Source organism: Streptomyces sp. CA-106110 (genome assembly GCF_050936285.1).
Lineage (GTDB): Bacteria > Actinomycetota > Actinomycetes > Streptomycetales > Streptomycetaceae > Streptomyces.
Genome location: NZ_JBNJNB010000001.1, coordinates 47,926 through 66,122, shown reverse-complemented (window position 1 = coordinate 66,122; position 18,197 = coordinate 47,926). Strand labels below are relative to the sequence as shown.

General features: G+C 69.4%; 14 protein-coding genes and 3 pseudogenes. 5 read left to right on the top strand and 12 right to left on the bottom strand.

Annotation, left to right across the window (positions count from 1 at the left end; translation table 11 throughout):
• Positions 1-204: 204 nt before the first annotated feature.
• From ACQEXA_RS00330 to acsA, 7 genes are all read right to left on the bottom strand, one after another.
• Positions 205-1,758, bottom strand: coding sequence for an AAA family ATPase (locus tag ACQEXA_RS00330; RefSeq protein WP_432938559.1), 1,554 nt, complete (start codon positions 1,756-1,758; stop codon positions 205-207).
• 216 nt (positions 1,759-1,974) lie between these two features.
• On the bottom strand, positions 1,975-2,649 hold the full coding sequence (locus tag ACQEXA_RS00325; RefSeq protein ID WP_432938562.1) for a CBS domain-containing protein: 675 nt from the start codon (positions 2,647-2,649) through the stop codon (positions 1,975-1,977).
• 273 nt (positions 2,650-2,922) lie between these two features.
• Positions 2,923-3,168, bottom strand: coding sequence for an acyl carrier protein (locus ACQEXA_RS00320; RefSeq protein ID WP_432938565.1), 246 nt, complete (start codon positions 3,166-3,168; stop codon positions 2,923-2,925).
• Positions 3,168-4,631, bottom strand: a complete 1,464-nt coding sequence (locus ACQEXA_RS00315; RefSeq protein WP_433128050.1) for a dihydrolipoamide acetyltransferase family protein — start codon at positions 4,629-4,631, stop codon at positions 3,168-3,170. The genes ACQEXA_RS00320 and ACQEXA_RS00315 overlap by 1 nt, the downstream gene beginning before the upstream one ends.
• A complete protein-coding gene (locus ACQEXA_RS00310) occupies positions 4,624-5,613 on the bottom strand; it encodes an alpha-ketoacid dehydrogenase subunit beta (RefSeq protein ID WP_433128048.1) in 990 nt (329 codons plus the stop codon). The genes ACQEXA_RS00315 and ACQEXA_RS00310 overlap by 8 nt, the downstream gene beginning before the upstream one ends.
• Positions 5,613-6,650 carry a pyruvate dehydrogenase (acetyl-transferring) E1 component subunit alpha gene (pdhA, locus tag ACQEXA_RS00305; RefSeq protein ID WP_432938572.1) on the bottom strand — a complete coding sequence of 346 codons (1,038 nt, stop codon included), beginning with the start codon at positions 6,648-6,650 and terminating at the stop codon, positions 5,613-5,615. Before pdhA ends, ACQEXA_RS00310 begins: the two co-directional genes overlap by 1 nt.
• Positions 6,647-8,512, bottom strand: coding sequence for an acetate--CoA ligase (gene acsA / locus ACQEXA_RS00300; protein WP_432938575.1), 1,866 nt, complete (start codon positions 8,510-8,512; stop codon positions 6,647-6,649). The genes pdhA and acsA overlap by 4 nt, the downstream gene beginning before the upstream one ends.
• A 434-nt stretch (positions 8,513-8,946) precedes the next feature.
• Here acsA and ACQEXA_RS00295 point away from each other — a divergent pair, with 434 nt between their 5' ends.
• Positions 8,947-9,390 (top strand): universal stress protein, encoded by a 444-nt coding sequence (locus tag ACQEXA_RS00295; protein ID WP_432938577.1) that lies wholly within the window; start codon positions 8,947-8,949, stop codon positions 9,388-9,390.
• Positions 9,391-10,072: 682 nt separating this feature from the next.
• Here the strand turns inward: ACQEXA_RS00295 and ACQEXA_RS00290 are convergent.
• The gene (locus ACQEXA_RS00290; RefSeq protein WP_432938580.1) at positions 10,073-10,798 is read right to left on the bottom strand and encodes a CBS domain-containing protein; all 726 of its coding nucleotides are present in this window, start codon (positions 10,796-10,798) and stop codon (positions 10,073-10,075) included.
• A gap of 263 nt (positions 10,799-11,061) precedes the next feature.
• Complete coding sequence (locus ACQEXA_RS00285; RefSeq protein ID WP_432938582.1) at positions 11,062-12,051, bottom strand: Acg family FMN-binding oxidoreductase; 990 nt, start codon at positions 12,049-12,051, stop codon at positions 11,062-11,064.
• A gap of 361 nt (positions 12,052-12,412) precedes the next feature.
• Here ACQEXA_RS00285 and ACQEXA_RS00280 point away from each other — a divergent pair.
• Positions 12,413-13,238, top strand: a pseudogene (locus ACQEXA_RS00280) (universal stress protein).
• A 94-nt stretch (positions 13,239-13,332) separates the two neighbouring features.
• Positions 13,333-13,602 (top strand): SHOCT domain-containing protein, encoded by a 270-nt coding sequence (locus ACQEXA_RS00275; RefSeq protein WP_432939995.1) that lies wholly within the window; start codon positions 13,333-13,335, stop codon positions 13,600-13,602.
• Between the two features lie 77 nt (positions 13,603-13,679).
• On the opposite strand, the gene ACQEXA_RS00270 is transcribed toward ACQEXA_RS00275, so the two are convergent.
• From ACQEXA_RS00270 to ACQEXA_RS00260, 3 genes and pseudogenes are all read right to left on the bottom strand, one after another.
• A complete protein-coding gene (locus ACQEXA_RS00270) occupies positions 13,680-15,806 on the bottom strand; it encodes a heavy metal translocating P-type ATPase (protein ID WP_432939998.1) in 2,127 nt (708 codons plus the stop codon).
• A 326-nt stretch (positions 15,807-16,132) separates the two neighbouring features.
• Positions 16,133-16,333, bottom strand: a complete 201-nt coding sequence (locus tag ACQEXA_RS00265; protein WP_432938584.1) for a DUF1918 domain-containing protein — start codon at positions 16,331-16,333, stop codon at positions 16,133-16,135.
• Positions 16,302-16,382, bottom strand: a pseudogene (locus ACQEXA_RS00260) (hypothetical protein); the annotation flags it as partial. The pseudogene ACQEXA_RS00260 and the gene ACQEXA_RS00265, both read right to left, overlap by 32 nt.
• 587 nt (positions 16,383-16,969) lie before the next feature.
• Here ACQEXA_RS00260 and ACQEXA_RS00255 point away from each other — a divergent pair.
• A complete protein-coding gene (locus ACQEXA_RS00255) occupies positions 16,970-17,428 on the top strand; it encodes an Hsp20/alpha crystallin family protein (RefSeq protein ID WP_432938586.1) in 459 nt (152 codons plus the stop codon).
• 124 nt (positions 17,429-17,552) lie between these two features.
• Positions 17,553-18,158 (top strand): annotated as a pseudogene (locus tag ACQEXA_RS00250) (CBS domain-containing protein); the annotation flags it as partial.
• Between the last annotated feature and the right edge of the window lie 39 nt (positions 18,159-18,197).

Below are 18,197 nucleotides of genomic sequence, written 5' to 3'. Positions count from 1 at the left end.
TGCGCGGGCCTGTGGAGGTCCCGTGCCAGCCGGAGAAGGCACGAGCCCCTCGGCCGGGGCGCCGGCGATGACCGGCACCGCTGTCAGCATCCACCGGGATGCCGCACATCGCAGCGGCTGCTCGTACCCCGGGGGCGCCCGGATGGCCGCAGCGACGGCCCGGCGGTGGGTTCCCGCGTGGCGGGCGCGTTGCCGTTTCTCTTCTCAGTCCGCCTCCATATAGGGGCGGCGGAACACGGGTGCCTGACCGGTGCCCCATGGGCGTACGGCAGCCAGCGCCTGGACGACCGAGGATTCCAAGGGGCCGCTGGTGTCGATCGTGACGGCCTCCGGCCACAGCGGCTCTTTGGATGCCATGACGGTGGCCACGGCGAGGTCGGCGTCCGATGCTCCGGGGGCGCGGGCGTTCAGGCGAGCTGCCGACACGTCCCAAGGAGCCTGGCAGTGCAGGGCCACCAGGTCTGCGCCGGTGCGCTCGGCCACACGCACGGCGGCTTCGCGCTGTCTCGCATCGGACCAGGTGGCGTCCAGGACCACGGACTCGCCGGAGGACAGCAGCACGGACGCATGGTCGAGGAGGGTCGAGTAGGTCTTGTCCGACCACTCGGCTGTGTACAGCCCCTCGCCGTAGCCGGCTGCCGCGGACTCCTCCGGCCGGATACCCGCCAGCTCCTTGCGGAGGCGGTCACTGCTCAGCAGCGTGACGCCCAGGCGATCGGCCAGTGCGCCGGAAAGGGTGGACTTCCCGCTGCCGGGAAGGCCACCGACGAGCGTCAGACCGACTGCCGAGGTACGCAGATGACGTAGCGTCGTCGTGACCAGTCGCCGGGACGCCGCCTCGGCGTCGAGAGCGCCTTGGCGTGCCTGGATCAGGGAGACCTTGGCCCGGACGAACGCTCGATAGGCGACGTAGTGATGCCACAGGGAAGGGGGCGCGAGGTCGCCGGAGTATTCGCTGTACTGAGCGAGGAAGTAGGCCGCAGCCTCCGGGGCACCGAGCTGTTCCAGGTCCATGGCGAGGAATGCAGCGTCGTCGAGGCCATCGACGTAGCGAAGGTGGTCGTCGAACTCCAGACAGTCCAGGACGCGGGGACCGTCGTCCAGGCAGAAGATGTCTTCAGCGAGCAGGTCGCCGTGGCCATCGACGATCCGCCCTTGCTCGATGCGGGTGTCGAACAGATGCTTGCGGCCGGCGAGGTAGCGGCGCACCAGCCGCTCTACCTCAGCTACACCGTCGGGCAGAGCGCCGTTGTCAGCCATGGCCCGGACCTGTGCGAAGCTGCTTTCCCAACGCGAGGACAGCGCGTCCCGCGTGCCTTGTTCGTCCACTTCCCGGCTGCGGGGCGCGTCTGCGTGACGGGTGGCAAGCTGCCGGGCGACGGCCCGGAGTACGTTATCGACGGCGGCTCCTTCTCGTATCAGCTGAGAGAGGCGGCGGTCAGCCGGCATGCGGCGCATCACGACGAGCGGTTCGGGTTCCTCCGCGTCCGGGCTGCGGATCTCTCCCAGGCCCAGGTAGACGTCGGGGGCGAAGCGGCGGTTGAGAGTGATTTCGCGGTCGCAGGCGACTCGGCGAGCGGCCGCAGTGGTGTAGTCCAGGAACCCTAGATCGACCGGCTTCTTGAGCTTGTAGGCGCGATCACCGACGAAGAACACGATCGCGGTGTGGGTCTCGCGTACCTCAGCGCGCGGGAGTGAAGGAGCATCGAGTCCGGTACCGGCCCGCAGCGCGGACGCGTCCCTCTGATGCAGCGGCATGATCGGCTCCCCATACGTGGCTCGACTCAGTCAGGGCGGGACGGCGACAGACAGCACGCACGGTTGACAGCGGCTTCGGCCGGCCCGGCGCAGTGCGGCGGGTGGTTGCCTCGGCCTCGAGGCCTCGTGGCCCGGCTGGCTCTATGCCAACCGGGTTCGTCTTCCAGGGCCGCGTGCCGTTGCTCCAACCCTGCTCCGTACCCAGACCCCGATGTCTCACATGCCGATGGGGGGACGCCGGGCGTCGTCGGTCCCGTGCGTGATGTGCTCCGAGACGGAGACCACGCCGTCAACGCTCCGGCACAGCCGCTCGATGACGGGGATCAGACTCTTGAACTCGACAGAGCCGCCGAGGGTGACCTGTCCCTCGTGTACCTCGACGGTTACCTCCGAAGGCGCCAGGCCCATCGTCCGCCACAGCACATCGCCGGTGATCTCGTCGTGGATGGCGTCGTCGCGACGCAGGAAGATCCGCAGTAGGTCGCTGCGGCTGACGATGCCCTGCAGCCGGTCCGTCTCATCCACCACCGGAAGTCTTTTGACGTTGTGCACCTCCATCAGGCGGGCCGCCTCGACCACATTCCACTCCGGGCGCGCGCACACCGCAGGAGCCGACATCAGTTCCTCGGCCCTGGCGCCCTCGGCCTTGGCCTGCTCCCACGCCTCCAGATGCGGAATCGGTGTCCGGCCGGACGGGTCGGTCTGATCCGCGCACTTGCGCAGCAGGTCTGCCTCGGACACCACGCCCATGGGCCGATCCAGTTCGTCCACCACGGGTACGGCGGTGACGTCGTTCTCTGCCAGCAGCTTGACGATCTCCTTGAACGGCATGTCACGCCGTGCCCGGACGACCTGCCGGGTCATGAGCTCTCCGACCGTTCGGTGGTGCATTTCCGCGTTCCCCTTTCGGGTCCTGACAGCCAGTCGTGGTCATCGTGTCGCCGTGTCAGGAACCCGTCGACTGCAGGTGAGCTGCCCTGGCGATCAGTGCTCCCGAGACCGTCCTGTCCGGCCAACCGAGTCCGAGACCGGCACTCCACGCACCGGCATCTCGTACGTAAAGCACGTCGGATATAGCCACATTGTGAGGGAATGGCGGCGTCCATGCGAGCTCACTTCTCGACGCTCGGCTCGTCATCCAAAGCCGGACGACTGGCCACAGAGTCATGCAGTCCGGGAGACCAGGAAGGCGGTGCTGGCGTTCAAGGTCGTCAGCTGGGGGTAGTCGTCTTCGCCGATGCCCAGCCCGGTGCGCTCGGAGAGGAGCTCCACGAAGCTGAGGAAGTCGAGCGAGTCGAATTCGAGGGCATCGCGGAACGGGGCGTCCGGGTCCAGGTGGGTGACGTCGGCGCCGGGCACCACCCGAGTGATTGCTTCCTCGACGACGGTCAGGGCCTCGCTTCGATCCATCACAAGTCCTCGGGTTTCTGCAGCAAGCGGTCGACAGTGGTCAGGAACCGGGCTCCTACGGCGCCATCGGTGGCTCGGTGGTCGGCGGAGAGGGTGGCCGTCACGACTGAGCGCACCCCGACCATGCCGTGGTCGGCCCAAGGGCGTTCGACCACGGCGCCGAACCCGACCAGGGCCACCTGGGGCGGATGGATGACGCCGTAGACCACTTCGACGCCCTGGTCGCCGAGACTGGTGACCGTGAGAGTGCTGCCTGTGATCTCCGAACCGCGCAGCCGTCCCCTTTGGGCGCCCTGGACAAGGTTCTTGAGCCGGGCCATCAGCTCCAGGGGAGTCAGGGAGTCCGCGTTGTGGATGACCGGCGCGGCGAGCCCCCCGTCGCGCAGTGACACGGCGAAACCGAGGTGCACACCGTGGCCTGGGACGAACCCTCCGTCCTGCCAGAAACCGTTGATGTCGGGGACTTCCCGGGCAGCGGCGGCCACCGCCTTGAGCAGCAGAGCGGCGGGCACCATCCGTTCTCCCACCGGCAGCTCCCGGTTTTGCGCGCGCAACCAAGCGAGCGCCGCGTTCATGTCGATGGTCGTAGCGAGGTAGTAGTGCGGGATCTCCCGCTTGGCGCGGCTCATCAGCTCGCCGATCGCCCGGCGGATCGCTGCTGACGCCGGCGGGGCCGTCTCGGCCCCGAGCGGCACCTTCGAGGGAAGTAGGGCTTCGGGGGCGGCAGGTGTGGGCGGAGCTGCGGCCCGAGTGTGCACCGCCTCTTTCACGTCGGCCGCCCGCACGGCACCGTCCTCACCGGTGCCGTGCAGCATGCCGAGGTCGACGTGCAGCTCTCGCGCGAGACGCCGAGCGTAGGGCGTGGCGCGCACACGCCGACTGCCACCGGTAGCGGCGCGCTCGACATCGGTGCGAGTGATCCTGCCGCCGGGTCCGCTGCCGTGGACCGTCGACAGGTCGATACCCCGCTCGCCGGCGAGGTGCCGCACCAGCGGCCCGGCTTCGGCATGGATCACGGCGGGATCCGAAGCCGTCGCGGTGGCGGGCGGTGGTACACCTTCCGACGGCCTTCGGGCCGTCGGCCGCTGTGCGTGGGCCGGGGCCTTGCGCCTGCCAGGCGCCCTGCCCTTGGCCTGCTTCCCCGGGGGCGGGCCGGAGACCGGCCGGGCAGCCGCCCCAGCCCGAGTGCCTTCGTCCACTTGAGCCCGCGCTCCCGCCTTGGCCGCCTCCGCGGCTTCGATGAGAGCCAGAGGCGCACCCACGGGAACCCTGGTACCGGGCGAGATCAGAAGGCGGCCGACGGTCCCCGACTCGAAACACTCGATCTCGACGGAGGACTTGTCGGTCTCGACGACCGCGATCACATCGCCGCGCGACACCTTGTCGCCAGGTGCGACTAGCCACTCTTGGAGGGTGCCCGCCTCCATGTCCGCGCCCAGAGACGGCATGGTGAACTCACCCACGACGCCCCACCGCCTCACGGGCTGCGGCGGTGATGACATCCGCCCGCGGCAGGGCCGCCTCCTCCATGTGCTTGGCATAGGGAATCGGGACCTCGGCGCTGCACACCCGCGCGACCGGAGCGTCGAGTTCGTAGAAGGCCTGCTCGGTGATCCGGGCGGAAACCTCGGCGGCGAGACTGCCGGTGCGCCAGCCCTCGTCGACGACGACTGCATGATGCGTCCGGGACACGGAGGCCATGATGGTGCTGTCGTCGAGGGGCCGCAGGGTACGGAGGTCCACGACCTCGGCGCTGATGTCCTCGGCGGCCAGGAGGTCAGCCGCGGAAAGGGCCTTGGGCAGCGAACCCCCGTAGGCGAGCAGTGTGACGTCGTCCCCCCGGCGGCGGACGGCCGCCGAGGAGATGTCCAGGGAGCCGTCGGCGACGGCGAGTTCGCCGGAGACGTTGTACAAGGATCCGTGTTCGAAGATGACCACAGGGTCCGGGTCGGCGAGCGCGGGGGCGAGCATGCTGCGCGCGTCCTCCAGCGTCGCGGGCGCGAGCACCCGGATGCCGGGGATATGGGCGTACCAGCCCTCCAGGCTGTGGGAGTGCTGGGCCGCGAGCTGTCGTCCGGCGCCGGTGGTCATCCTGATGACGATCGGCACCGAGAGCTGCCCGCCGGACATGTGCCGCAGTGTGGCGGCGTTGTTGAGGATCTGGTCGAGCGCCAGCAGGCTGAAGTTGACCGTCATGATCTCGACGATGGGTCGCATGCCTCCGATGGCCGCGCCGATGCCCGTGCCGACGAACGCCGACTCGGACAGCGGAGTGTCGCGTACCCGGTCGGGGCCGAACTCCTCGACCAGACCCAGGCTGACACCGAAGGCCCCGCCGTATTTGCCGACATCCTCGCCCAGAAGGAAGACCCGCTCGTCGGACGTCAGCGCCTCTCGCAGGGCGTCGCGCAGAGCCTCACGGTACGTTGTCGTGACGGCTTTCATCAGTGTGCCTCCGGCAGGTCGCCGGTGTCGGTGCTGACATATCGCAGGAGGTCGGTGACCGGCTCGACCGCGGCCGCCTCGGCGGCTTCCACGGCGCGGGAGACCTCCTCGGTGGCGTGCCGGTCCAGTTCGGCGTACGACCTGTCGTCCAGCTCGCCCGCCGCCCTCATCCCCTCGCCGAGCAGCACCAGTGGGTCACGCTCGCGCCAGCGTTCGATCTCGGCCTTGTCGCGGTAGCGGTCCGGGTCGTACATGGAGTGGGCGCGGAAGCGATAGGTGCGCAGTTCCAGGAAGTGCGGGCCGTGCCCTGCCCTGATCCCCTCCACCGCACGGTGGGCCGCCTCCTCGACGGCCAGGACATCCATGCCGTCCACGGCCCAGGAAGGCATGCCATACGAGGCGGCGCGCAGGGCCAGGTCGGTCTGTGCGTGCTCGACGTGAAGGGGCGTGCCCATTGCGTAGAGGTTGTTCTCGCAGGTGAGCAGCAGCGGCAGACCCCACAGGGCGGCGAGGTTCGCGGTCTCGTGGAACTCGCCTTCGGCGAAGGCGCCGTCGCCGAAGAAACAGCACACGACGCCCGGTCCGCCACCCATCTTCTCGGCGAGGGCGAGCCCGGCGGCGAGGGGGATGCCGCCACCGACGATCGCGTTGCCGCCGTAGAAGCGGCGGCCTGCGTCGAACAGGTGCATGGAACCGCCTCGTCCGCGGCTGCACCCCGTGGCCTTGCCGTACATCTCCGCCATGACTGCGTCGGTGGGTACTCCGCGGGCGAGGGCGTGGCCGTGTTCGCGGTACGTGGAGACGACGGCGTCGGCCGCATCGAGGGCCTGGAGCACGCCGACGGCCACGGCTTCCTCCCCGATGTAGAGGTGCACGAAGCCCCGGATCTTCGCGGCGCTGTACAGCTCGACACAGCGCTCCTCGAAGCGGCGGATCAGCAGCATGGAGGCCAGCAGGTCACGACGGTGCTTGGCCGCGGCGTCCGGGTGCGTGCCGTGGCGGGCGGCTTCGGCGGCCTTCCCGCGAGTGGTGCTCATGACGGGTGCTCCGGGGTTTCAGGGTGAGCGGCGGCGTCCGGCGCGCTTCGTGAGACCGGCGACGCTGGGGCCTCGGGTGCTTCCAGGGTCGAGATGTCGCCTTCCGGCAGGCCGAGTTCGCGCGCCCGCAGCAGTCGCCGCATGACCTTGCCGCTCCTGGTGTGCGGGAGGTTCTGGTCGAAGGCGATCTCGCGGGGAGCCACCGCGGGCCCCAGTTTGCGGCGGGCGAAGGCGAGGAGGTCACGCCGGACGTCGTCGCCCGGCTCGATGCCCGGGCGCAGAGACACGTAGGCCTTCACGATCGCGCCGGCGGTGGGATCCGGGCGACCGATCACCCCCGCCTCCGCGACCTGCGGATGCTCCAGCAGCGCGCTTTCCACCTCGAACGGGCTGATGAGGTGGCCGGCGGACTTGATGACATCGTCTCCGCGGCCCACGAACCAGAAGTACCCGTCCGCATCTTTGCGTACGATGTCGCCGGTCAGGTACCAGCCGTCGGTGAAGCAGGCCGCGTACCGGTCCTCGTCATGCAGATAGCCGCGGAACATCGACGGCCAGCCCGGTCGCAGCGCCAGTTCCCCCTCCTGGCTCGGCTGCTCGACCTCTCGGACGTGGCCCTCGGGCGAGCGCCAGACCTTGCCGTCGGGCGTGCGCGCCAGGACGGTCGCGGTCATGCCCGGCAGGGGGCGGCCCATCGAGCCGGGCTTGAGCGGACAAGCCGCCAGATTGGCGATGACGATGCAGCCCGTCTCCGTCTGCCACCAATTGTCGTGCACCGGGAGCCCCAGCACATCCCGGCCCCACAGCACCACTTCCGGGTTGAGTGGCTCGCCGACCGACGCGATGAACCGGAGAGCCGAGAGGTCGAATGAACGCGGCAGGTCGTACGGGCCCTGCCGGGGTGTTGCCCGCATCAGCATCCGCAGGGCGGTGGGTGCTGTGTACCAGACCGTGACCCGCTCCTCGGCGAGGATGCCGTACCAGCGGCGCACGTCGAAGTCGCCCTCGTCGACGACGACCGTCACGCCGTGCGTCAGCGGAGCGATAATCCCGTACGACATGCCCGTGACCCAGCCGGGGTCCGCGGTGCACCAGTACCTGTCGTCCGGATGCAGGTCCAGCGCGTACGCGGCCGTGACGTGGTGGGCGACGACCGCCTCGTGCACATGCATCGCGCCCTTGGGCGCGCCGGTGGTGCCGCTCGTGAAGTGCAGCAGCGCCATATCGTCGGGGTCGGTGGGCGGCACGGCGAAGTCCTCGTCGGCGCTCGCCATCAGCAGGTCGAAGGAGAGGGTCCCGGGAAGGCCCTGGCTGCGGTCACCGACGATCAGAACGTGATCAAGTTCTGGCAGGCCGTTCCGCACCGGGGCGACTTTGCGCAGATACAGCTCTTCGGTGGTGACCAGGAAGCGGGCGTTGCCCAAGCGCATGCGCTGGGCAACAGGGTCCGGCCCGAAGGCCGAGAACAGCGGGCACAGCACGGACGTGTTCTTGAGCGTGCCCAGAACCACCGTGAAGAGTTCGGGACAGCGGCCCAGCAAGGTGAACACACGATCGCCGCGGGCCGCGCCGAGGGTCCGCAGCACCTGGGCGAATCTGTTCGTCCGCCGCGCGAGGTGCGCGTATGAGACCGACTCGGCCGTCCCGTCCCGGCGCACACAGCGCAACGCCACCCTGTCTCCCCGGCCCTCCTCCACGTGACGGTCCACGGCCTCGTACCCGATGTTCAGACCGCCTTTCGGCAGCCCTGACAGCCGCTCGCGTGCCGCGGTCCAGCTGAACCCGGCGTACGCCCGCTCATAGTCGGTGAGGACCGGGCTTACGGGAACCGGCGCTGTCTTGGCGATGACGTCCTGCGTCATGGCGATGCCTTCCTCGCCCCCGCGTCGTCCGGTGCACGTACTGCTCTCTCTCATGATCGGCGCGAAAGCATGCGTCCGCGAATGGACCCAGAGACCTGCTCGGGGGCTCGGCTGCGTCCTCCCCCCGCCCAGACACGCCCGGGCTCCGCTGCTGACCGCTCGGACCGGGCCCTCCTCCAGCGGTGCACGGCTGCCACGGCCGTCGTGCACCGTCACCTCCAGTCTTCCGCTCCGCTGCACACTGCCAAGGGCCGGTAGGCCCACTGGGCTGGGGAGGTACGGCCCACCCTGTGCACATGTCCAGAACAGAGACCGCACCCATATGCCATGCCTGCGGCCGTTTCCCGTGGCGGGCCGCCGTGGCGTCGCGCAGCGTAGAGGCGAGGGGGTGGATGAGCTGCACCGAGGAAAGGGCCGCAAGAGAGGTGGGACGGGTGGACGAGGAGGTCTTGGGGCCGCGTGTCGTGGTGGGCGTCGATGGGTCTGCGTCCTCGCACGCGGCGCTGCGATGGGCTGTCCGGTACGCCGGCCTGGTCGGCGGGAGGGTCGATGCCGTGGCCGCGTGGGAGCTACCGGGTACATACGGCTGGTCCGCCCCGGTCGTGGACACCGCTTTGGACGAGGACAACGCCCGGCAAGGGTTGGTCCAGGAGCTGAGGGACGTCCTTGGCGCCGAGGGAGCCTCTTCGGTCAGGGCACTTCTGGTGCGCGGCAACCCTGCCGACGTGCTGCTGCGGGCGTCCGAGGGGGCCGAGGCCCTCGTTGTCGGCAGCCATGGGCGTGGCGGTTTCGCCCGAGCTCTCCTGGGGTCCGTCAGCCACCGGGTCGCGCAGCACGCGAACTGTCCCGTCGTGATCGTCCGCTCGAAAGCCTCGTGACCGAGGACGCCGCGCGACATCGAACCAGCAACCGCCCATGCTCTTAAGAGAGCCCGAGGCCGACGGCAGCCAGCACCGGTGACCTCGCCATAGCGGTGGTGTCGATGTCGTCCCTGGAAGGCGGCGTGGATCTCCTTCTCGGTCGCTGTGCGGGACACGAGGAGGAGTTCGTCGCCCGGCTGGAGACGCACATCGGGGCCGGGCACCGTGGGCCGGCCGTCGCGGATGACGGTGGCGGCGACGGTACCGTTCGGCAGTGTGATCTCGGCCAGGGTGCGGCCGCTGCCCGTGACTCGTGCGTGATGGCGGTTTCGATGACCTCGACTCCCGCCTTGTTGAGTCGCAGAAGCGCCACCGTGTCCGTGACGCCGGTGGCTTCTTCGATGGAGTCGAAACGGGCCTGGCGCACCACCACCTCGGTTGACGAGAGACCGCGAGGGGAACTGCCTGGCGCGGAGAAGATCTCCCTGATCGGCCCGCTCTGCAGGGCGGCGCCAGGCTCGCCGGACGTGGGCGGCCCGTGGCCGCCGTCTCCCGGCGGTGTCAGAACGGCGGTGTCCATCGTCGTGTCCTGCGTCGGGACGCCGTCAAAGAGCCGGACGTGGAACGTTGTTGCCTGATCATGGGCAGAGGACCGGCGTGTAACCCGACGGACAGGCCGGGCCGCTGATCCGTCAGTGCCTCAGCCGCGGTGCCCGTATGTTTCCCGGCCGATGCCTTCCATGCCGCGCACCCGAGGCGGCTCCAGGTCGGACCCGATGTCGTCGTAGGTGTAACCGATCGTCTGATGGACCGCGACAACGCCATCAACGGTGCGGCACAGACGCTCGATGACCGGGATGTCCGTCCTCTGCTCGACACGCCCGGTCAGTGTCACCACACCCTCACGAACGTCGACCTGCACAGTACCCGGCGGCACACCGAGGGTCATTCCCAGGACGTCGTGGTGGATCTCGTCGCTGATGGCCGTGTCGCTGCGCAGGAACGGTCGCAGCAGATCGGCCCGGCTGACGATGCCGACCAATATGCCCGAGTCGTCGACCACCGGAAGCCGCTTGATCCTGTTGCGGTACATGGTCCGGGCGGTCTCGACGACGTTCCAGTCGGGCCTCGCCGTCACTACGGGCGCGGTCATCATTGTCTCCGCGGTCTCGGCGCTCGCGCGTGCCAGTTCTTCGAGACCGAGCCGGCGTCCCACTGTCCGGCCGTCCGGGTCGGGCAGGCTCGCGGCCTTGCGCAGCAGGTCCGCCTCGGACACGACGCCGACGGGACGTCCCTCGGCGTCGATCACGGGGACCGCGGTGATGTCGTTGTCACTCAACAGCTGGGCGATCTGCTTGAAGGACGCGTCGGGGCGTGCCGTGACGACGCTGTGTGTCATGACTTCTGCGATGGTCCGGTGCTGCATGGTCCGCACTCCTTGTGTTGCGTCTCCGTGTTTCCGTGTCCCGCACTCACGCTGGTCATGAGCACCGGGCAGTTGCGGGAAGGAGAACCACTGCCCGCGAGTGAGGGGGACCGTCGCTGTGTCGGCTGTGGCAGCGGACGCTGACTTCTCCAGTCGACCTCGCCCGGCTCGCGTGCGCTGGTGCCGAGTAGTCCAGTGGCAAAGGGCCGAAGGTCCCCGCCATGGCTCCGCGCACGGCACGGCCGCCGGCCGGTGGTGATCTGTCAGACGATGTCGAGCACATCGGCGACGGGGCGGCGCGGAGTGGGATGACCCTTGGGACCGTAGCCGAGGCGCATCACCATCTGTACGTATCCCATGGCCGACGTGGGATCGCGCACTGCCCACCGTAGTTCGGTCCATTCCAGGGGCTGCGAGGTCAGGGACGCGGTGAGGCCGTCCAAGGTGGCGAGGAGCCAGACCCGCTCCAGCGCCTGGCCCGCGCGCAGCCAGTCCGCCGGCCGGTCCTGTGCCGTACCCAGCAGGGCGATGTGGGGTCGCTTTTCGAACGGTGCCCAGCCGCGACCGGGGACGGCGCGTCCGGCGGCGAAGTCGCGTACGGGCGACTCGGCGCCCCATTGGGCAGGGCCGAACGCCTCGGCGGGGATCCCGTCCCAAGCCGTGGTCTCGCTCGTGGGCTCCATTCGCACCCAGCGCTCCGTCTCCTCACGTACACCGGGGGTCTGCGACTCGCGGCCCTCGGCGTCGTGCACCAGATCGAGTACCAAGCGCACATGCCAGTCGTTCGGGAAGACCAGCCGAGCGCCTTCGAGGAGGGCGGCCCCACGCAGCTCCCCTGCTACGACGTCCGGTATGTCGTCCTCGCGGAACGGGAACCGGCTGCTGTGGCGTCGGCGGATCGCCGGGTGGAGCGTGGCGAGGGAGTTGTCGGAGCGCGCGGTGCCGGTGAGGTCCACTTCGGCGAGCAGCGTTGGATCGGACTCGTCGGGCAGGAGCTGGGTGGCGGGCTCCCGACCTGCTGCTACCGCTGCCACACGCAGGTTGAGCAATGCGGCACCGCAGCTCAGATGAAGATTGCGGCCGTCGGGGTCTGTCATCGGGAGTTCGCGCTCAAGGTCGGCGTACAGCCGCAGGATGCCGCTGTTGCGCAGGAACCGGAACTTCCACGGTTGTGCGTTGTGCATGGACGGGGCAGCCGTGGCGTCCTCGATGAATGCGGCAACGGCGGAGGTGTCCAGGGTCGGTGCGGTCACTGGAGCCTCCCTTCCACGTCGGGCATGGCTTCTGTCGGTTGCCAGCGGGAGCACCGTCTCGTGCGCTGTGCCGCCCGCACGACCCATGAGACGGCCACGTGTCCAGCGTGGGAGCGCGCGGCGCGCCCGCGGTAGGGCCACCCGGTCCCTTTCGGTACCAAGTGGATCCGGTTACTCCGGACAGGCACCTCGGCTGATCCCTGGGAAGGCCGAGCACTCACCTGCCGAGCGCGCTGGAGACGCGTGGAGGGCTCTCCTCTGTCGGCAGCCGGCTTGTGCAACGACTTGGGCCGAATGCCGCTGACAAAGGACCGATCGACCCTCTCACCGGGCCGGCGTCGACGGATCCGATTCCAGCCTCGTGGCGGTGGACTGGGCTACGGACGAGGCGGCCGGCACAGCTTGCCGCTGTGGCTTGTGTACGCGTCCTTGCGGGAGCGTTACGAGGGCGTCCGGCCCGCGAGCAGCCTTCAGCGCCCGTCACCTCAGATGCCGAGGGCGGAGGACATCGTCGCCGAGGCGTGGAGCGCGCTCAGCACCGCAACCCGGAGGTCAAGGTCTTCGGCGATGTGGTGCCCGAAGATCCGGTGGTCGCCCTGTTGCACGAAAGCAGCAACGCCACGGCTCTGGTGACGGGTTGCCGTGGACGTGGTGGGCTGAAGGGATTGTTGCTCGGGTCGGTCAGTCTGACCGTGGCGGTCGCTCGCCCGGACCGGTGATCGTGATCCGCGGTGACCCAGCGGGATTCGAGCGCGCCCGTGGGCGGATCGTTCTCGGCCGGGAAACCGGGGACGAGCGGCGCGGCGGTGCGGTTCGCCTTCCGCGAGGCCGAGGCGCGACAGTGCGCCCTTGACGTCGTCCGTGCCTGGCGTCGCCCGGCATATGAACCCGGTGAGCATGCCCTGCTCTCCGGGAGTCGCAACCTCTACTACGAGGAGGGGGCGTCCATGCTGATCGACGCCCTGTTGCAGGAGAGCGCCCTGGAACACCCGGGCGTCCGGGTGAACCGATCCCCAGTCGAGGGACTGGCCTGCAGGGTCCTCGTGAACTGCTCGGCCGCCGCTGACCTCTTGATCATCGGTGGGCGGCGGCGTCGCGGCCACGGCGGCTTTCAACTGGGCACGGTGGCACATGTGGTGCTCCACCATGCCCAATGCCCGGTGGCGGTCGTACCGGAGCTGCCGTGATCTGTCGTCTCGGGCACACAGGCCCGCTTCGCGCCCAGCGCGAACCCCCGCCTGCTGGTCCGTCCGCACCGTTGTGTGCCGAGGAGTGACCGCGATGTACTACTGGAACCGCCGTGGCATGAATGGATGGGGCTGGTTCGTCGGGTCGGGTAGCGCGATCCTGTTCCTGACGCTGGTTGTCCTCCTGGTCCGCGCGATGAACCGCGGCTCCGGGCATGTGCACAGCCACGCGGGGTCGTTGCCCGAGCAGGTGCTCGCCGAACGATTCGCCCGCGGCGAGATCGACGAGGAAGAGTACCGGCGCCGACTGGCGGTACTGCGAGACGAACGCCCGGGCCCCACAAAACATGGACCTGCGCGGTGACCGGAGCGCACGCCGGTGTGGCTGCCCAGCTAAGACCAGGTGTCCTCAGGCCAGTCGGATGAGGCGGTGCACTGTGATCACACCAAGGAGAAGTAGCTCTCCTCCTCCTGGGCGAAGTGCAGGCGGAGGATGGTGTGGAGGCCGTACAACGAGGCGCGCAGGTCGTCGAGTTGTTCCGGCCGCAGTCCGCCTTGCTCGACGGCGAGGCGCACGTGGGCGGCGATGCGCTGGGCAAGACGCTCGATCTCGGCGTGAGCGCGGCTCATCGTGGCGGTGGTCTCCGGGCCGAGTTGCCGGTTCAGTGCAGGGTAGAGCTCGTGTTCCTCGGCGTGTTCGTGAGGGAGCAGGCGCTCCGTCAGCAAGCGGTCGATCTCGCGTACCGCGGTCAGGGCGTGGGGGCCGCGGTCAGTGGTGAGCAGGCCGGCCGCTTCCCGGATGGCGTCGAGGGTGTCCCTGAGGTCGTCGTGTTCGGTGGCGAATCGGTGGATGAGACTCTCCGCCTCCGGTTCCAGAGCCGGCCGGGTGCCGGGTGCGGGGAGCAGGGCGCGGAGCGCGTTGAGGATGACGGCCGTGTCGATGGCTTCCTGGAGGAGGGCGCCGGGCGCGGGAGGAAGCCATCCGAGGAGGGCGGCGGTCATCGCGGCCAGGGACATCGTCATGCCGGCGGCGGCACTCTGCACTGCGATGCGACGGGCGCGGGCGGCAATCTCCATGGCGTCCGCGAGGCGCGCCACACGGTCTGTGGTGAGGACGATGTCGGCGGCCTCGGAGGCGGATGTGGAGCCTCGGGCGCCCATGGCGACACCGACATCGGCTGCGGCAAGGGCGGGGGCGTCGTTGACGCCGTCACCGACCATGACCGTGACGGCCCGGCCGCTTTCCTCGCGCACCGTGGCGATCTTGTCGGTGGGCAGTTGCCCGGCCCGCACGTCGTCGAGGCCCAGGACCGCGCCGACTTCACGAGCGGGTTCGGGTCGGTCTCCCGTCAGCATCAGCAGCCGGTTCAGACCTGCCGTGCGGAGCCGGCGGATGGTGCGTGGCGCGTCGTGGCGCAGTGGGTCCCGCAGCAGCAGGGCACCGCAGAGAACGCTGTCCACGGTCAGCCAGACGGTCGCGGCCCCGTCCAGCAGGGCCCGGTTGTCCACGGCGCGCGCCCAGTCGGGCAGGTCGGCCGGGGGCAGCCCCGCCCGGCCGACGATGATGCGATGGCCGCTCAGGGTGCCGGTGACCCCGCGCCCGGGTTCCTCGGTGACACCTTCTGGGGGTGTGAGGGAAAGCGAGCGGGCTCTGGCCTCGCGGACGATGGCCTCGGCCAGGACGTGGGCCGACACCTGGTCGAGCGAGGCGGCCAGCCTCAGTACGTCGCCCGGCGACGGGCCGTCCGGAGCGCCGACCACCTCGAGGACCCGTGGGCGCCCCACGGTCAGAGTGCCGGTCTTGTCGATGACGAGGGTGCGGGCCCGACCCAAACGCTCCAGGGCGCCACCGTCCCGGACGACGACGCCCCGCCGAGCGCACTGCGACAGGCCGGAGACGATGGCCACTGGGGTCGCAAGAAGCAAAGGGCAGGGGGTGGCCACGACGAGGACGGCCACGGCCCGTGTCGCGGATCCGCTGACCAGCCAGGCGAGGGCCGCCAAGGCCAGCGACACAGGAAGGAACCAAACTGCGTAGCGCTCCGCAAGCCGCACCGTGGGAGCGCGCTCGGCTCCCGCCTGCCGGGCCAGACGCACGATTTCCGCGTAGGTACTGTCCGCCGCGATGGCCGTGGCCCTCATCTCGAAGACGCCTCCGGCGTTGACGACACCGCTGCGCACGGTCTCGCCCGCGTGACGCTCCACCTGTGCGGACTCGCCAGTCAGAACGGATTCATCGAGTACGGCCGGGCCGGCGGTGACCTCACCGTCGACTGGGACGACCTCGCCGGGGCCGACGACCAGCAGGTCACCGAGAACAACCTTGTCCAGCGGTACCACCGTGACGTCCCGGCCGTCGCGGCGGCGGGCGGAACGCGGCGCGTGCTCCAACAGCGAGCGCAGGTCGTGCGAGGCGCGCCGCTCCGCCGCAGCCTCCAGGCACCGTCCGGTCGCCAGCATCAACCCGATCAGTGCACCCGCCAGGTACTCGCCCACCGCCAGGGACCCGGCCAACGCCAGCACCGCGATCACATCGACGCCGATCCGCCCCCTGCGCAGGGCAGCCATCACCCAGGAGACTGCCGGAAGGACAGCCAGCGCGGTGCCAGCGGCCCAGCAGGCGTCGGCGATGTCGCGGCGCCCCAGCAGCCACGCGATCCCGCCGCCGAGCAGAGCGCCGGCGGTCACCACCAACAGCCCGGACTCCGGCAGACGCCGGCCCAGGCAAGCCCTCGTCAGAGCCTGGCTGTCCTTCCGGCGGCCAAGGGCGTCCTCACTCGACACGGTGCCCTCCACTTCGACCGGAAACCGTTGCGACGACGGGACAACGCGCGTGGTGCAGCACGCCGTGACTCACCGAGAGAAGCAGCATGCCGGCGAAGCCACCGGTGCTGTCATGAACCGTGTCCATCGCGCGCCCGGGCCTGCGCGAGGTGCTTGATGTACGCGTCGGGCCCGGGAAAGTACAGCGTCACCCGGTCGGTGTCCTCCCAGCGCACGTCGTACGGGGGGGCTGCCGTCCGGGTGGTGGACGCCGACGACCTTGCCCTCTCGTGCGATGACGCCCGGGGCGGTACCCCGTACGACGATCTCATCACCGACGTGGGCACGCATGCCGTCGCCCGTGGCCTCGGCAGGAGGCATGTCCGTCGCCCGGTGGCCCTTCTCGGCCAGGGCGGGTGCGCACATGGCCTCTCGCCTCCTCGACGCGGTCACGGAAAACACCTTCGATCGCTCCATGCAAAGCCCGTCCCTGCGGGTTTTGCATGGGCCGATGGTCCTCGGCCCGAGGACCATCGGCCCGCCGCTCGCTACGTAGGCCCCAACGCCGCCTTCCGGTACCGCTACCGTCATCGGGATGCGGGTCTGGGATTGGTGTGCCGTCGGCTCCCAGGCGCCCGACGGGGCAGAGCCACTGCTGCGCACCGTCATGCACGAGGGCAGGCGGACGGGCGCGCCGGACCGCTGGCAGTATGCGCGGGCGCGGCTCGCTCACGACATCGCCGCCCTTCCCCCAACGGCCCGCAGGATCCACGATCCCAAGCCGCTGCACCCGCTCCAACCTTCGCCGAGGGCAGCTTCATCACCGGGCGGCCGACGTACGCGACGAATCACCGTCGTCCCCTCCGCATATGTCCCCCGGTTCTCGGAAGTCACCGAAGGGACCATAGGGACCCTCGGTATGGGCTGTTCGGCCTCAGCGGTGAGCAGGGGCACGCGGTGAACTGGAGATGTCAACGGCCGCAATCGCAGTATTGGAGGCGGCAATGGCCACACTTTCACGCAGGCAGAGGTTCCCGTTCCCGGAGATTCCCGACTGGTTCGAGGACTTCCCGGCGCGTTTTGCGATGCCCACGATGGCCGACCTCTATGCGGTGCGCATCGAGGACTACACGGAGGGCGACCATTATGTCGTGCGGGCGGAGCTTCCCGGAGTTACGCCCGATGACATCGACGTCGCCATCAGCGAAGGCGTGCTGACCTTCAAGGCCGAGCGCACGGAACGGGAGGCGGAGAAGAACCGCAGTGAGATCCGCTACGGCTCCATGAGTCGCAGCGTGACACTGCCGCCGGGCGCCAATGAGGACGATGTCGAGGCCGACTACACCAACGGCATGCTCACCGTCAGCGTGGGCCTTGGGCGTGAAAAGGCCGAGGCCAAGCACATTCAGGTCAAACACCACACGTGATCCCGTACTCGGCGCGTCCCGGACGGGCGGGTCCTTGCCCGTCCGAGCCGCCGGTTCGCCCGGCCCGCAAACGTCATCTGACCGAGGAGCCGCTCTGGGGCACACGGAAAGGGGACGCCGAGCGATGGTGCACCGCAGCGTGGGTGATCTGATGACCCCCACCGCCGTGAGCGTGCAAGCGGACACGACCTTCAAGGAGATCGCACGCGTCCTCGACGAGTACGACATCACTGCCGTGCCCGTGGTCGATGACGAGGGCCGGCCCATCGGTGTGGTGTCCGAAGCGGACCTGCTGCGGAAGCAGACTTCCGGCGGCGTGGGGAGCACCGCGGGGGAAGTGATGACCAGTCCCGCCGTGGTCACGGAGCCGGAGTGGAACGTGGTCCGTGCCGCACGGACGATGGAGAGCCGGAAGGTCAAACGCCTCCCTGTGGTGGACGGTGACGGCCGCCTGATCGGCGTGATCAGTCGCAGCGACCTGGTGCTGCTCTTCCTCCGCCGGGATCGCGCGATCCAGGAGGAGATCCTGGAGGACGTCGTCGTACGGACGCTGGGCCTGCCTCCTTCGTTGCTTACAGTCGAGGTCACCGACGGCAGGGTCACGCTGAGCGGCAGGGTGGAGCGCAAGAGCCTTCTCCCCGTGGCCGTGCAGTTGTGCGAGGGGGTCGACGGCGTGGTGGATGTGGTCAACCGGCTCGACTACGACTGGGACGACACCGCGCAAGAGGCGAAGGTACCGCGTCGCCGCGATCGGTCAAAAAAGCGTGCC